Origin of the sequence: Nocardioides sp. JQ2195, assembly GCF_012272695.1 — a bacterium.
In the GTDB taxonomy this organism is placed as follows: domain Bacteria; phylum Actinomycetota; class Actinomycetes; order Propionibacteriales; family Nocardioidaceae; genus Nocardioides.
The window spans coordinates 3,310,931-3,325,844 of the sequence record NZ_CP050902.1; the positions used below are offsets into that span (position 1 = coordinate 3,310,931).

Genomic DNA, 14,914 nt, shown 5'->3' on the forward strand with positions numbered 1-14,914 from the left:
CACACGTTGGTTCACGCGCTCCCGATCGAGCACCTCGGCCCGCACGGCGTGGGACGTCCGAGCCACCCGTGCAGCTGGAGCAGGCGTCCGAGGCGCGATGCCGTGTCGCAGGCGCGATCCGTGCACTGCCCCCAGCCGAGGCGCACCGTCGTGCGCAGGTCGAGGGCGGCATCGAGGTCTCGCTCGAGGTCAGCATCGCGTTGCCGGACTGAGTCGTGGAACAAGCGGCCGTCGAGCTCGACGAGCACGCCCTGCTCGGGGTACTTCACGTCGCGGAACATGAGTCGGGAGCCGCTGGTCTCCCGCGCCTGTCGTTCGCCCCGCGGCAGGTGGTGGGGTCGCTCCACGTTGGCCAGATGGGCGTGCTCAAGTGCTGAACAGGTTCCTTCGGCAACATCGCGGAGCACGTTGACCAGCCAGGCCCGGCGGCGCATGCGCCGCCGGTTGTCCAGTCCGCTCAGCAGCCGAGCCGCGGTCGTCCTCCGGGACTGGCAGGCATCCGCGAGCACGCCGATCGCCGACGTGTCGTCCGGTGCACCGGCGGCGAGGTCGAGCACCGCCTCCTCGAACCGGAGTCTGGGCGGCGACACGTTCCACTGGACCCGTTCCTCGAATCCCCGACAGCGCGTGACGCGATAGCCCTGGGCAGCCTGGACCGTGCGGCCTGCTGCCACCAGGATCTCGATCTCGGTCTCCGGTCGGGGCCCACGGAGGTCGAGCGTTGGCCGGCCGACACCACGCCAGCCCGGCCCCTGGACGAGTCGAATCGCTGACGAGCCGGCCAACGCGGCCGGCCAGTAGTGCAGCACGCCCGCCCACGCCAGCTGCAGCCACGTCGGCGCGCCGGTGTGGTCGACGTACACGCCGGGCAGGACCCGGGCCCATTCGCGACGGCGCAGCATCCGCTCGATGTCATGCGGGTCGAGGCCGGCTTCCAGCACCTGACGACGCGCCACGACACCATCCTGGAGGGCGATGATCCGCCCCATGCCCGTTTCGCCCATGGCCAGGATCCTCGCGGTGCGGCAGCGTCATCGCGACAGGTCTGAGCCAGCCCTGTGGACGGGAGCGTGAATTCCCTGCATCCACCCGCACGGGCCGGCCCCGGCGACGTCCTGGCTCGACAACGTGTGGGATCGGTCGTGCCCGGTGCGTTGGATCCCACACGATGCCGAGGCGGTGGTGGGAGCCGAGCGGAACCAACTGCGCCGGCTGGCCGTCCCACCTGCATGAAGCCACTGACGAAGTACGTCGTCTCGCTGTTCGCGGCCGGACTGCTTGCACTCACGGGTTGTTCCGCGGAGGATTCCGGCAGCTCCGCGGACAGCTCACACTCCATGGACAACGACCGGGCAGCGATGGACTCCGTCGATCCGCAGGCTCTCGCCGAGGGTGCGCCGAGCGAGGCCGGCGGGGGAAGCAGCGAGGACCGGGCCGAGGGCGCCAACCGGACCGCTCCACAGACGCGGGCCGTGATCAGCACCGGCACGATCTCGCTCAGCAGCCAGGACACCGAGCAGGCCCGCTTCGACCTGCAGAAGGTCATCGACGCGCACGACGGCTCGATCGCCGACGAGAAGACCTCCATCGACGACGAGGGCAACCTGCGCAACACCAGGATCGTCCTGCGCGTCCCGGCCGCAGAGTTCGCCGAGACGATGACGGAGATCGGCGAGGTCGCCGAGGTGACCTCGTCCAGCCGCAACACCGAGGACGTGACCACCCAGGTCATCGACAACGAGGTCCGGATCCGGGCCCAGGAGAAGAGCCTGCGGCGCATCGAGACCCTCCTCGCACAAGCCCAGGACATCTCCGACATCGTCTCGATCGAGTCCCAGCTCAGCCAGCGACAGGCCGACCTCGACTCGCTGAAGTCGCAGCAGGCCTACCTCGAGGACCAGACCAGCCTGTCGACGATCACCGTCCACCTCGAGCACCAGGATGCCGTGGTCCGGGAGAAGGAGGAGACCGACCACAACGCGTTCGTCACCGGGTTGCTGGACGGGTGGACGGCCCTCACCGTGCTCGGCGCCGGCACGGCCCAGTTCGTGGGCGCGCTGCTCCCCGTTGCCGTGCTGCTGGCGGTCATCGGCTTCCCACTCACCGTGCTGATCCGCCGGCTGCGCCCCCGGAGGAGCGTGGCACCCGAAGCGCTCCCGGCGGAGTAGCAGCCGCCGAGCCCGGACGGACGAGGCAGCCGCCCCGGAGCCCGGACGGACGAGGCAGCCGCCGAGCCCGGACGGACGAGGCTCAGGCCAACGGATGGCCCTGGACGAACTCGGTCAGCCTCTTGAGCTGGTCCGGGTTCGTCGAGGGGATCACACCGTGGCCGAGGTTGAAGATGTGGCCCTTCGCCGCGCGACCGGCCTCGATGATCTCGCCGGCACGCTCGAGCATCACCTCGGTGGGCGCGAAGACCAGGGTCGGGTCGAGGTTGCCCTGCACGCTCCTCTCCCCCACCTGCGGGATGGCCACGTCGAGCGGCGTACGCCAGTCGACACCGACCACGTCGGCACCGGCCTCGCCCATCAGCCCGAGCAGGTTCGTGGTGCCGACCCCGAAGTGGATGCGGGGCACGTCGAGCTCGCCGGCGGCGGCCAGCACCCGGGTCGAGTGCGGCATCACGTGGGTCTCGTAGTCGGCCGGGGTCAGCGCCCCTGCCCACGAGTCGAAGAGCTGGACGGCGCTCGCGCCGGCATCGACCTGCACCTTGAGATAGGCCGCGGCGATGCCGCCGATCTTGCGCATCAGCGCGTCCCACACGTCGGGAGCACCGAACATCATCGCCTTGGTCTTCGCGTGGTCCTTCGACGGACCACCCTCGACCAGGTAGGACGCCACGGTGAACGGCGCGCCCGCGAATCCGATCAGCGGCGTGGCGCCGAGCTCGGCCACCAGCGAGCGCACCGCCTCGGTGATGAAGGGGACGTGCTCAGCGGTGAGCTCCGGGATCTCGGCCACGTCGGCGAGTGTCTCGACCGGCTTCGCCACCACCGGGCCGACACCCGGCTTGATGTCGAGGTCGACACCAACGGCCTTGAGCGGCAGCACGATGTCGGAGAAGAAGATGGCCGCGTCGACGCCGTAGCGGCGTACCGGCTGGAGGGTGATCTCGGTGATCAGCTCCGCGTTCATGCACGACTCGAGCATGCCGATGCCCTCGCGCACCTTGAGGTACTCGGGAAGCGAACGACCGGCCTGGCGCATGAACCAGACCGGCGTGTGGTCGGGCGTCTCACCTCGCGCGGCGCGGAGGAAGGCTGAGTCACGGAGGTCGGCTGAAACGGTCACCCCCGAATCTTCGCAGGTCAGGCGGCGTGGCACACATCGGACCCTGCGAGGCAGCGCCTACTGTGGATGTCATGGTGGTCCGGCAAGAGACGCACCCCGGGTCGGGTGTGAGCGCGCCCCCCGAGGATTTCCGGGTGGCCGTCGAGAGCATGCACGCAGCCAAGCTCCGTCCCGAGGTGTTCTGCGAGTCCATGCCGGCGCCCCAGCGCATCGCTCCCCATGCGAGTGCACTGTCCGCCGACGTGACCGTCGACGACGCCGACATCGGCACCGGGCGGCTCATCCTGCTGCACGACCCCGCCGGCAACGACGCGTGGGCAGGCACCTTCCGTTTCGTCGCCTACGCCCGCGCCGAGATCGACCCCGAGCTCGCCGCCGACCCGTTGCTCAGCGCCGTCGGCTGGTCCTGGCTCACCGAGGCACTCGAGGCCCACGGCGCCGAGTTCGCGGCGCCCTCCGGCACGGTCACCTGTGTGTCCACCGAGAACTTCGGCAGCATGGCCGACGAGGAAGGCACCGCCCAGATCGAGCTCCGCGCCTCGTGGACGCCGGTCGGTCCCGACAACGGCGACCTCGACGTCTCGGCCCATGTCGAGGCCTGGGGAGAGCTGTTGTGCACCGCGGTCGGCCTCGAGCCGGTCCCTGAGGGAGTCACTGCCATGCCGAGTCGACGCGGCCAGCGCGGTCCTGCCCAGTGACCGAACCTGCTGACCCCACTGCCCCGGCTCCCAACGAGACCCAGCCTGAGGCCCAGGCCGACGCTGTCCCCGAGGCGGCCCCTGAGCCCTCGCCGTTGCTCACCCTGCGCGACGGCCTGCCCCCGGTCGTCGAGACCGCTGAGGCACTCGCCGACGTCGTACGCCGCTTCGCTGCCGGCACCGGGCCGGTCGCCATCGACGCCGAGCGTGCGTCGGGCTATCGCTACTCCGCACGCGCCTACCTGATCCAGCTGCGTCGAGAAGGTGCCGGCACCGCACTCGTCGACCCGATCGCGTTCGAGAACCTCGACGACCTCCAGGCGGCCCTGGCGGGAGTGGAGTGGATCCTGCACGCCGCCACCCAGGACCTGGCCTGCCTGGCCGAGGTCGGCCTGCGTCCCTCGTCGCTCTTCGACACCGAGCTGGCCGGTCGCCTGCTGGGCTACCCCCGGGTCGGCCTGGCCACCCTGGTCGAGACCACCCTCGGCAAGCACCTGCGCAAGGAGCACTCCGCCGCCGACTGGTCCAAGCGCCCGTTGCCCGAGTCCTGGCTGGAATACGCTGCCCTCGACGTCGAGCCGCTGGTCGAGCTCCGCGACGTGATGGCCGCCGAGCTCGAGGAGTCCGGCAAGGCGCAATGGGCGCGTGAGGAGTTCGAGCACCTGCTCGGGTTCACCCCGACGAAGCGCGCCGAGCCGTGGCGGCGTACCTCCCAGCTGCACAAGGTGCGGGGCCGGCGCGCGCTGGCCGCCGTACGCGCCCTGTGGGAGACCCGCGACGCCACCGCGCAGGAGCGCGACGTCACGCCCGGCCGCATCCTGCCGGACTCGGCCATCATCGCTGCCGCGTTGGCCCTGCCCACCGACCGTGCCGCCCTGCTGCGCACCAAGGGATTCCACGGGCGCGGCGCCGAGCGCTACGCGTCGAAGTGGGTGGCCGCCCTGACCACGGCCCGTGAGCTGCCCGAGGACGAGCTGCCCCAGCGCGGGCCGCGCGGGGACGGCCCGCCGGTGCCGCGCGCCTGGGCGGAGAAGGATCCCGTGGCCGCCAGGCGGTTGACCAGCGCCCGCGAGCAGATGACCGCGCTGGCAGAGGAGAATCACCTCCCGGTGGAGAACCTGCTCACCCCGGACACCCTGCGGCGCGTGCTGTGGACGCCGCCCGAGACGCGCGAGCCCGCGGCCCTCGACGAGGCCGTACGCCGGTCGCTGGTCGACCACGGGGCGCGCCCCTGGCAGATCGACCTGTGCGCCCCGCTGCTCACCGACGCCATCCTCGGCGCCGATGCCGATGAGACCGACGAGACCGACGAGGCCGGCTGACCCGTTCCCGGGCCAGCCGGGAGGTCACTCGGTGGGGGTCGCCGACGGCTCGTCCTGGTTCTCCAGGATCGGCTTCGACGCCTCGTCGATCGCCTCGGTCAGCTCCTCCAGGTTGAGCACCCGGTTGTAGAACAGCTTGTAGAGCGGCTTGTGCACGGCCGTCTCCAGGTCTGCCCAGGAGTCGAGCAGGGGCGGAGAGACGATGTCGCGGACGCTCCGGTTGAAGACCTCGGCATGGGCTGGACGCTGCTCCGGCTGCAGGAACGCCTCGCCCTCGGAGACCTCGTTGTTGGACGGCACGAGGTAGCCGGCCTCCGCGACCCGGGCGACGGACTCCCCCGAGATCATGTCGACGATGAAGTCGGCAGCGGCGGAGACGCTGCTGGGCTCGGCGCTGATGCACAGCCCGCTCACGTCACCGACCGTGGTGTTCGTGTCGAGGGTGGGCATCGGCATCACGTCGAAGTTGAGGCTCGGCGTCTTGCGCAGCTCCGGAACCAGGTTGCGGTAGCCGGCCATCATGCCGAGCTTGCCCTTCTTGAACCGGCTGAGCGCGGACTCCTTGCGCAGCTGGCGCGGGGTCAGCGTGAGCTTGTCGCTGCGCAGGATGTCCATGGTCTTGACCAGCGCCTCGCGACTGGACTCCTCGGAGAGAGCCAACGTGGTGGGCTCGGTCTGGTCGTCGAAGAGCTGCCCGTCGCCGGAGTAGATGAACGGCGCGATCCCCTCCAGGGTCGGCTCGATGTAGACGCCCTTGGCGCCCGGACGGCTGGAGGCGAACTCCGCTGCCGCCGCGAACTGGTTGAGGGTCCAGGCCGTGTGGGTCGCCGGGGAGTCGAGGCCCTTCTCCTTCATCGTCTCCCAGTCGATGAGGTCGCTGTTGTAGTACATGACCATCGGGGACACGCCGTACGGCATGCACTGCAGGCGGCTGTCGAGGGAGAACGCCTCCACCGAGTCACGCTTGTAGAAGTCTCCGAAGTCCACGCCGCGCGAGTCGAGGAGCTCCTCGAGGGGCTGGTTCAGGCCACGCTTCGACACCTCGGCCAGGTCACGCTGGGAGAGCAGGTAGACATCAGGCGGGGTCTTCGAGGTGAGGCGGTCGATCACGTCGTCCGCGTCGTCGGCCTGCACCAGCTTGACCTTGGTGGTGGGGGTCTCGGCGTTGAACTTGTCGACCGTCGACTGCATGGCAGCGACTTCTTCCTCAGGACCGTAGGCGAGGAAGCTCAGGTTCACCGGGTTCTTGGCGGTGCCCGTCGGGTCGGGCTCCGGAGGGCCGGTCTCCGTGTCGCAGGCACCCGCAAACAGGACCAACAGAACGCTTCCACACGCCAGCGCAGCACGGGTCTTCACGCTCGAACGCCCTCTCGTCGATGCAACATGTCGGCCAACGATATCGGGACACACCTCAAGCACCACTTCCAGCACACGCGTTCGGCCCTAGGGTGACCGCATGATGAGCCCCCTACGTGTCCTCCACCGCGGTTCCACCGCCGTCGCGGCCGCTGTCCTGGCCACTCTGGTCCTGGCCTCGTGCGGATCGTCCGACGACAGTGATGACGCCGTCGGCGACGATCCCTCGGAGACCACCTCGTCCGAGAGCACCAGCTCCCCCAGCGGCTCGGCGTCCGCGAGCTCCGAGCCGGACGCCACCTCGGCGCCACCGAGTGCGTCGGAGCCGGCCCCGTCCGACCCGGCCCCCGACTCCTCGTCCGAGTCGCCGGTCAAGGCCCTCTTCCTCACCGAGAAGGAGATGCCCGGGCTCAACGACGTCACGGTCTGGACCGAGGGTCGAACCCAGCCCGAGGGACCGGAGCCGTTCGGTGACTGTGCGAAGTTCACCCTCGTCGACGCCGGAGCGCAGGACGCGTGGGTGCGCACCTTCACGGCGCAGGGCTCCCAGGAGGCCGCCCAGCTGATCGCCACCTTCGCCGACGCCAAGTCGGCCTGGCGGGCCGAGCAGACCCTGCGCGGGTGGCACCGTGACTGCGCCGAGGAGGTCAACGCCGAGGTCGAGCGGGTCAACCCGATCTCGCCGGTCGAGGTCGACACCGGCAACGCGTTCACCTACCTGGTGCAGCTCGGCAAGGAGGACGCCGAGACACACCACTTCAACGGTGTCGCGGTGAACCGCAAGGGCAAGCACGTCTCGGTGGTGCTGATCGACACCGAGAGCCAGGACTACAACTACGAGTCAGGCCAGGAGCCCGCCCAGCAGGCTGCCCGGGCGGTGGCCCCGAAGCTGGGCTGATCCCGGGCGGCCGCGCCTGCACGTCTGGCGTGGTTGGTGCTGGATCGGTCCGGCCTCAGCCGTTGAGCCGGGCCAGCTCGTCGTCGCTGAGCACCAGGTGCGTGGCAGCGGCCGTGTCACGGATCGACTCCGGACGGCTGGCACCGGGGATCGGGATCACCTGCGGCGAGCGTGCCAGCAACCAGGCGATGCACACCTGCTGCGGGCTCACTCCATGCGCCTCGCCGATCTCGGCGAAGGCCGAGAAGTCGTCGGCGAGATCGGCGGCGTGGCGCATGCCGCCCATCGGGCTCCACGGCAAGAACGCCAGACCCAGCTCCTCGCAGAGCTCCAGCTCCGGCTCACTGCTGCGGAAGCTGGGGCTGAACTGGTTCTGCACGGCAACCAGCGCATCACCGAGGATGTCCTGGGCCTCCCTGATCTGGGCGGGGTCCGCGTTCGACAGGCCGACGCGCTGCACCAGCCCCTCGTCGTACAGCTCCTTGAAGGCGCCGATCGTCTCCGCGTAGGGAACCTCCGGGTCGGGGCGGTGGTGCTGGTAGAGGTCGATCGAGTCGACACCCAGCCGCTCGAGTGAGCCGTGCACCGCCCGGCGGATCCACTCGGGTCGGCCGTCGACCGGCCAGTCGGCACCCTCGCGTCGGATGCCGCCCTTGGTGGCGATGAGGACATCGGGCGAGCCGGCCGCGCGCAGCGCCTCGGCGACGAGCTCCTCGTTGTGACCCAGTCCCAGGCCGTCGGGGGCGTAGCAGTCGGCCGTGTCGATGAAGGTCACCCCGGCCTCGAGTGCTGCGTGCACCGTGGCGATCGCCTCCTCGCGGGGCGGCAGCTCGCCCGTGGCGAAGCGCTTCCGCGAGAGCGGCATGCCGCCGAGTCCGATGGCGCTGACGGTCCGGTCTCCGAGCTTGCGTGTCTGCATGCTCCCGACGCTACCGAGTCAGCGAAGGTCGAGGTAGCCCTTGGCCGCCGCGACCACGCTGTCGAAGGTGGCCTTGTCGAGCGCCGCCCCTTCGCGACGCAGGCCGCCGTCGGGCAGGCGCAGCAGGCGGTTCAGCCGCACTTCGCTGGGCCGACGCTCGCGGTCCCAGTCACCGGCGCCGACGTCCATCCAGAACCGCCCCTCGCCGGCCTCCTGGGCCGCGTCACGGTCGTGGTCCTTGGAGCTCAGCTGCAGGGCCAGCCACTCGTCGCCGTCCTTGGCCAGCAGCAGGACGGGACGGTCCTTGCCCTGGCTGGCGTCCTCCTCGTAGGGGACCCACCCCCACACCACTTCGCCCGGATCGGGCTCGCCGTCGACCTCTGGTGCGTACGTCGGTTCCATGCGCCCACCCTAGGAGAAGGCGGCGGCGGGTGACGGCACCCGCAGAAATCCACAAGGTGCCGATGGCTGGTTGATCGAGGGATTAAACTCTGTCGAGTACGCCGGACCGTGGCAGCCCCGGGTCCCAAAATTAGCCGCTACGAGCGGCCACGCGCCGTGAGGCGCTCCCGGTCCGGCGTACTCCACTCTTCAGGCGAGCGGGCTCTCGAGCTCCTGGTGCGCCGCGGCCTCGAGCTGCTCCGACAGCACCAGCATCTGGTGCGCATCGGGGTCCTGCCGGTGGGCCCGGCCGGCGGCGACCACGCGGGCGAATGCCGAGGCTCGCAGCAGCACGTCGGCGAAGTCACGTTGGGCGATCCCGGCGAGGGTGGTGTCGATCATCGCCTTGAGCTGGTCGGGGCCCGGCGGGTCGGCCACCCCGGCGACCACCCGCGCCACCTGGGCGCTCGTGCGTCCCGCCTCGAACTGCTGGGTGGCCTGGTGGGGCGAGCCGTGCACCCACGCACGGAGCACGTAGAGGCGCCACAGGCATCCGGCCAAGGAGTCGGCCGGGGCGCCCGACCACAGGTCCGCCAGTGTCTCCAGGCCCTCGGTCTCGGCCAGCAGGAGCACCCGCTGGGCGATCTGCTCGTCGTCGCTGCTGCGGGCACCACGCACGAGCAGGGCGGCCGCCCGATCGGCTGCCTCGGAGACCAGTGCCGGGTCGGTGCCACCGATCCGGCCGTCGAAGAACTGCGCCGCCTGCACGGTCGGCTTGCGGTGGGGACGCTGGCTCACTCGGCCACGGTACTCGCGCAGGGCCAGCAGGCGTCGTACGCGTCGTCATGGCCTAGGTTCGACGTCGTGACCCTGCGCCTGCTCCCCCTTCCCGATGGCGACCAGCCCGTGTGGCGCGCCGGGATGCTCACGCGCATGCCGGAGCACCGCGTCGCCGCGGGCACGCACGACGCCTCCGAGGCGGATGCGGTCACCAGGGCGATGGCCGGGCGACTGCTGCGCGATGACCGCGCCGACCCCGACACACGCCTGTGGCAGGTCGAGGACGGCGGGGCGCCGGTCGGCTCGGTCTGGCTCGACCTGGCCGAGAGCGGCGGGCCGGTGCTGATCGACCTTGCCCTCGATGAGGTGGCTCTCGGTCCGCAGGTGCGCCTCCTGGTCGAGGACGCGCTGCGTGCCGAGGGCGCCGACAGCCTGTCGGTCTCCGTCCACGGCACCGACGAGGCCGCGCGCGCCTTCGTCGCCGGCGGCGACTTCTCCCCCGCCGCCACGCAGATGACCTTGCCCTTGGAGGATGCGCCTGCCGCGAGCCCGGTGGAGCTGCGCCCGATGACTCCGGAGTTCTTCGCCGCATATGCGGCCGACGACATCGAGGCCTATGCGCAGCAACGCCACGGTGCGGGGCTCGGCTCCCTCGACGACATGCGCAAGGTCGCCCGCGACGCGTTCGCCGAGCTGCTCCCCGACGGACTCGCGACGGCCGACCAGCACCTGTGGTCGGCGTACGTCGCTGACCAGCGGGTCGGCCTGCTGTGGATCCGCCACGCACCTCGTCGCTGCTACGTCTACAACGTGGTGGTCGACGAGGCGCACCGTGGCGCGGGCCATGGTCGGGCGATCATGGACGCCGGGGCCGCCCGGTGCCGTGACGCGGGGGCCGAGGAGCTGGGGCTCAACGTGTTCGGCCAGAACACGGTGGCGCGCCGGCTCTACGACAGCCTGGGCTACCGCGTGGTCGAGGAGCTCGTGCGCAAGTCGTTGTGACCGACCGGCACGTGCGCGGTGCTGTTGCCACTCTGCCCGTGACCGGTCGCTCGTGCAGTGACACGGACACGCGTTGCTCGGGGAAGGAGAGGGCGGGGCGGGTCAGCCGAGGGCCTTGCGGATCCGGGCGTCGCTGACCGAGTGCGCCGTGCCGAGGTGCTGGGCCCACAGCGAGACGCGGTACTCCTCCAGCATCCACCGGACCTGGCGCAGGCTCGCCCCCGGCGGACGTCCCTCGGGCAGCGCCGCCATCCGGTGCGACCAGGCGTCCTGCAGCTCACCGATCTGGTCCATCAGCTGTCGGTCCCTGGCCAGCTGCGACTCCAGCCGCTCCCGGCGTACGTCGATCGCGGCGAGGTGGCGCGGCAGCTGCCGGAGCTGCTCGACCCCGGCCTCGGAGACGAAGCCGCGGTGCACCAGGCGGTCGAGCTGGGCCCGCATGTCGGCGATTGCCGACAGCGTGGCCATGTCGGCGCGCCCGCTGAGCAGCTTGTCGGTGCGCCGCCACGCCTCGAGCACCCGGAACACGTCGTGCATCACGCCACGCACCTGCGCCGGCAGGTCGGCCTGCGCGGCGGCCAGCAGGGCGGCGTACGCCTCCTCGCTGCGCACCGGCGGTCGGGCGTCGATCGCCTGTTGGAGCACGGCTGCACGGCAGTCCTCGAGCAGCTCGGTGACGTTCGGGTAGGGCGACCCGGCCAGGGCCAGCTTCTCCGCGTTGCCCAACGAGTCGAGGATGTCCTTGACCGGCGACTTCGTGTTGAGCAGCAGCAGGCGGCGTACGCCGAGACGGTGCCTGGCCTCCTGCTCGTCGGCCGACCCGAATACCTGCAGCCCCACGCTCGACCCCTCGTCCACGAGCGCCGGATGGCCGCGCACCTCATGGCCGGCGCGGGTCTGGGTGAAGTCGGACTCGATGACACCGAAGGTCCACGTGGTCTGGCCGGTGACGGTGATGCCGGAGTCGGCGGCCACCTCTGCCATCGCCGCGGCGAACTTCGGGCGCAACGGCTCCTTGAGCGCCTCGAGGTCCTTGCCGCGGGCCTGCTCGCGACCGGTCTCGTCGACCACCCGGAACGTCGGTCGCAGGTGCTCGGGCACCTTGGCCCAGTCCCATGCGTCGCGTGGCACGACGACCCCGGTGGTGGCGCGCAGCCAGCGCTCCAGCGCCTCCAGCAGCGGCTCGTCGCCCGCCGGCACGGCGGCCAGGAACTCGCGGGCCTTGTTGGGTGCGGGCACGAAGTTGACCCGCAGGTTCTTGGGCAGGCTGCGGATCAGGCCGGTGACCAGCTCTTCGCGCAGGCCCGGCACGTTCCAGCTGAACTGATCGGCCTCCACCCGGTTCAGGGTCGCCACCGGCACGTCGATGGTCAGCCCGTCATCCCGCGCACCCGGCTCGAAGTGGTAGCCGATCGGGAAGGTCAGCCCCTCGGCGTGCCACAGCTCCGGGTAGTCGTCTGCCTGCACCTCCGCCGCGGTGTCGTGGGTGAGCATCGTCGGGTCGAAGGTGAGCAGGTTGCCGTTGCGCTGCCGCTCCTTCTTCCACCACGTGTCGAAGTGAGCACCGCTGACCACCTCGGCGCCGACCCGCTGGTCGTAGAAGTCGAAGAGGGTGTGCTCGTCGACCACGATGTCGCGCCGGCGGGCCCGGTGCTCGAGCTCCTCGGCCTGCTCGAGCAGTGCCTTGTTCTTGGCGAAGAACTTGTGCCGGCCGGTCTCCAGCGCCGGCCACTCGCCGTGGACCAGCGCGTGCCGGATGAAGAGCTCGCGGGCCAGCTCCCGATCGACCTGGCCGTAGTTGACCAGACGGTCGGCGACCAGCGGTACGCCGTACAGGGTGACCCGCTCGCGGGCCATCACCGCAGCGCGCTTGGCCGACCAGTGCGGCTCGGAGTAGTTGCGCTTGACCAGGTGGGCGCCGAGGCGCTCGGCCCACTCGGGGTTGATCGCCGCGTTCTGCCGGGCCCACAGGCGGCTGGTCTCGACGAGCTCGGCGGCCATCACGAACTGCGGGTTCTTCCCCTTCAGGCCGGATCCCGGGAAGATCGCGAACTTCGCGCCGCGAGCGCCGAGATACTCGCGCATCGGCCGCCGACCGCCCTTCTTCGGCCCGGCGGTCGAGCCTGCCGAGACCTCCTCCAGTGCACCGATGTGGGAGAGCAGCCCGGAGAGCAGTGCCTGGTGGATGCCGTCCGTGTCCGTCGCGCCGCCGTGGGTGCCCTCGGTGCTCTCGGTGGTCGAGTGGCGAGCGCCAGCGCGCGTCTGGTCTTCGGTGGTCGAGTGGCGAGCGCCAGCGCGCGTATCGAGACCCATCTCCTTGCAGACCTGGCGGAGCTGGGACTCGAAGTCCTGCCACTCACGGATCCGCAGGTAGTTGAGGAACTCCTTCTTGCACATCCGTCGGAACGCGCTGGAGGAGAGCTCCTTCTGCTGCTTCTTGATGTAGCGCCACAGGTTGAGCCACGTCATGAAGTCGGACTCGGGGTCCTTGAACCGGGCGTGCTGCTGGTCGGCCTGTGCCTGCATCTCGGCCGGTCGCTCGCGCGGGTCCTGCAGGGACAGGGCGGCCGCGATCACGATCACCTCACGCACGCAGCCGAGGCGTTCGGCCTCGAGGATCATCCGGCCCATCCGGGGATCGATCGGCATCCTGGCCAGTCGGCGTCCGAGCTGGGTGAGCCGACTGCCCTGCTTGCCGCGACCGTTCCGCGACGACGCACGCGCGGTGGACGGTGGTTGAGGAGACGACGCACGTGCGTTGGACGGTGGTTGAGGAGACGACGCACGTGCGTTGGACGGTGGTTGAGGAGACGACGCACGCGCGGTGGGCGGTGGTTGAGGAGACGACGCACGTGCGTTGGACGGTGGTTGAGGAGACGAGGAACGAGTCGTCTCGAAACCACCCGTGGACAGGGCGCCGAGCTCCTCCAGCAGTTGGGTGCCTGCCTGCACGTTGCGCTTGTCGGGCGGCTCGACGAAGGGGAACCGACCGACGTCGCCGAGGCCCAACGAGGTCATCTGCAGGATCACCGAGGCCAGGTTGGTGCGCAGGATCTCGGGCTCGGTGAACTCCGGACGGCTCTCGAAGTCCTCCTGCGCATAGAGCCTGATCGCCACGCCGGCCGCGACACGACCACAGCGGCCGGAGCGCTGGTTGGCCGAGGCCTGGCTGATCGGCTCGATCGGCAGCCGCTGCACCTTCGTGCGCACCGAGTAGCGCGAGATGCGCGCGACGCCGGAGTCCACGACGTACCTGATGCCCGGCACGGTCAGCGAGGTCTCGGCGACGTTGGTGGCCAGCACGACGCGACGCCCGCGGCCCGGCTTGGGAGCCTCGAAGACGCGGTGCTGCTCGGCCGAGGAGAGGCGGGAGTAGAGCGGCACGATCTCCAGCGGGTTGCGCAGGTTGAGGTCGCCGAGGGCGTCCGCGGTGTCGCGGATCTCCCGCTCGCCGGGCAGGAAGACCAGGATGTCACCGGGTCCCTCCGCGGCGAGCTCCTTGACCGCCTCGCCGATGGCCTCGGTCTGGTCGCGGACGACGACCTCGCCCTCCTCGTCGGTCGAGCCGTCCTCGCCGGTCGGGCTGTCCTCGCCGGTCGGGCTGTCCTCGCCGGTCGAGCTTGTCGAGACCAGCGGCCGGTAGCGGATCTCCACCGGGTAGGTGCGCCCGGAGACCTCGATGATCGGCGCCGGCCTGCCCCGACGATCCGCGAAGTGCCGCGCGAAGCGCTCGGGGTCGATCGTGGCCGACGTGATGATCAGCTTCAGGTCGGGACGCTTGGGCAGCAGGCCCTTGAGATAGCCGAGGATGAAGTCGATGTTGAGGCTGCGCTCATGGGCCTCGTCGATGATCAGGGTGTCGTACTTCAACAGCTTGCGGTCGCGCTGCAGCTCGGCGAGCAGGATGCCGTCGGTCATCAGCTTGACCCTGCTGGTGCGCGAGGTGCGGTCGGTGAACCGGACCTGGTAGCCGACCACGTCGCCGAGCTCGGTCTCGAGCTCCTCGGCGATCCGTTCCGCGACGGACCGGGCGGCGATCCGGCGGGGCTGGGTGTGCCCGATCAGCTTGCCCTCACGGCCACCCTGTCCCCTGCCGAGCTCCAGGCAGATCTTGGGCAGCTGGGTGGTCTTCCCCGACCCCGTCTCACCGGCCACGATGACGACCTGGTGGTCACGGATCGCCGCAGCGATGTCGTCGCGACGGTCGCTGACGGGGAGGTCGGGGTAGGTGATCTTCAGGTCTGGCTGCACAACGTGGTCCATTATC

12 protein-coding genes are annotated in these 14,914 nt (G+C 70.4%); 5 read left to right on the top strand and 7 right to left on the bottom strand.

Annotation, left to right across the window (positions count from 1 at the left end; translation table 11 throughout):
* Positions 1-11: 11 nt before the first annotated feature.
* Entirely contained in the window at positions 12-1,004 is a 993-nt protein-coding gene (locus ncot_RS19730; RefSeq protein ID WP_168618456.1) for a type IV toxin-antitoxin system AbiEi family antitoxin domain-containing protein, read from the bottom strand.
* A 225-nt stretch (positions 1,005-1,229) separates the two neighbouring features.
* On the opposite strand from ncot_RS19730, the gene ncot_RS15785 reads away from it, so the two are divergent.
* Positions 1,230-2,168, top strand: a complete 939-nt coding sequence (locus ncot_RS15785; protein ID WP_168618457.1) for a DUF4349 domain-containing protein — start codon at positions 1,230-1,232, stop codon at positions 2,166-2,168.
* Between the two features lie 82 nt (positions 2,169-2,250).
* Here the strand turns inward: ncot_RS15785 and hemE are convergent, their stop codons facing one another.
* Positions 2,251-3,291, bottom strand: coding sequence for a uroporphyrinogen decarboxylase (gene hemE, locus ncot_RS15790; protein ID WP_206065016.1), 1,041 nt, complete (start codon positions 3,289-3,291; stop codon positions 2,251-2,253).
* 71 nt (positions 3,292-3,362) lie between these two features.
* Between hemE and ncot_RS15795 the strand changes: the two genes are divergently transcribed.
* Both ncot_RS15795 and ncot_RS15800 read left to right on the top strand, forming a co-directional pair.
* Complete coding sequence (locus tag ncot_RS15795; RefSeq protein ID WP_168618458.1) at positions 3,363-3,989, top strand: DUF3000 domain-containing protein; 627 nt, start codon at positions 3,363-3,365, stop codon at positions 3,987-3,989.
* Entirely contained in the window at positions 3,986-5,311 is a 1,326-nt protein-coding gene (locus tag ncot_RS15800) for a ribonuclease D (protein WP_168618459.1), read from the top strand. Before ncot_RS15795 ends, ncot_RS15800 begins: the two co-directional genes overlap by 4 nt.
* Positions 5,312-5,335: 24 nt before the next feature.
* On the opposite strand, the gene ncot_RS15805 is transcribed toward ncot_RS15800, so the two are convergent.
* Positions 5,336-6,628: an extracellular solute-binding protein gene (locus ncot_RS15805; protein WP_168618460.1), complete on the bottom strand. Its 1,293-nt coding sequence runs from the start codon at positions 6,626-6,628 to the stop codon at positions 5,336-5,338.
* 139 nt (positions 6,629-6,767) lie between these two features.
* On the opposite strand from ncot_RS15805, the gene ncot_RS15810 reads away from it, so the two are divergent.
* Positions 6,768-7,565 (top strand): hypothetical protein, encoded by a 798-nt coding sequence (locus ncot_RS15810; protein ID WP_168618461.1) that lies wholly within the window; start codon positions 6,768-6,770, stop codon positions 7,563-7,565.
* A 55-nt stretch (positions 7,566-7,620) separates the two neighbouring features.
* On the opposite strand, the gene ncot_RS15815 is transcribed toward ncot_RS15810, so the two are convergent.
* From ncot_RS15815 to ncot_RS15825, 3 genes are all read right to left on the bottom strand, one after another.
* A complete protein-coding gene (locus tag ncot_RS15815; RefSeq protein WP_168618462.1) occupies positions 7,621-8,484 on the bottom strand; it encodes an aldo/keto reductase in 864 nt (287 codons plus the stop codon).
* Positions 8,485-8,502: 18 nt separating this feature from the next.
* Positions 8,503-8,886 (bottom strand): type II toxin-antitoxin system PemK/MazF family toxin, encoded by a 384-nt coding sequence (locus ncot_RS15820; protein ID WP_168618463.1) that lies wholly within the window; start codon positions 8,884-8,886, stop codon positions 8,503-8,505.
* A 189-nt stretch (positions 8,887-9,075) separates the two neighbouring features.
* Positions 9,076-9,663, bottom strand: a complete 588-nt coding sequence (locus ncot_RS15825) for a hypothetical protein (RefSeq protein WP_168618464.1) — start codon at positions 9,661-9,663, stop codon at positions 9,076-9,078.
* A 66-nt stretch (positions 9,664-9,729) separates the two neighbouring features.
* Between ncot_RS15825 and ncot_RS15830 the strand changes: the two genes are divergently transcribed.
* Positions 9,730-10,647, top strand: coding sequence for a GNAT family N-acetyltransferase (locus tag ncot_RS15830; RefSeq protein WP_168618465.1), 918 nt, complete (start codon positions 9,730-9,732; stop codon positions 10,645-10,647).
* A gap of 102 nt (positions 10,648-10,749) precedes the next feature.
* Here ncot_RS15830 and hrpA read toward each other — a convergent pair whose 3' ends face one another.
* Positions 10,750-14,910, bottom strand: a complete 4,161-nt coding sequence (gene hrpA / locus ncot_RS15835; protein WP_240937936.1) for an ATP-dependent RNA helicase HrpA — start codon at positions 14,908-14,910, stop codon at positions 10,750-10,752.
* Positions 14,911-14,914: the final 4 nt, after the last annotated feature.

Coding starts and splice junctions, on each gene's coding strand:
- ncot_RS15815 (WP_168618462.1), bottom strand. CDS start 8,484: ATGCAGACACGCAAGCTCGGAGACCGGACCGTCAGCGCCATCGGACTC.
- ncot_RS19730 (WP_168618456.1), bottom strand. CDS start 1,004: ATGGGCGAAACGGGCATGGGGCGGATCATCGCCCTCCAGGATGGTGTC.
- ncot_RS15820 (WP_168618463.1), bottom strand. CDS start 8,886: ATGGAACCGACGTACGCACCAGAGGTCGACGGCGAGCCCGATCCGGGC.
- ncot_RS15785 (WP_168618457.1), top strand. CDS start 1,230: ATGAAGCCACTGACGAAGTACGTCGTCTCGCTGTTCGCGGCCGGACTG.
- ncot_RS15810 (WP_168618461.1), top strand. CDS start 6,768: ATGATGAGCCCCCTACGTGTCCTCCACCGCGGTTCCACCGCCGTCGCG.
- ncot_RS15795 (WP_168618458.1), top strand. CDS start 3,363: ATGGTGGTCCGGCAAGAGACGCACCCCGGGTCGGGTGTGAGCGCGCCC.
- hrpA (WP_240937936.1), bottom strand. CDS start 14,910: ATGGACCACGTTGTGCAGCCAGACCTGAAGATCACCTACCCCGACCTC.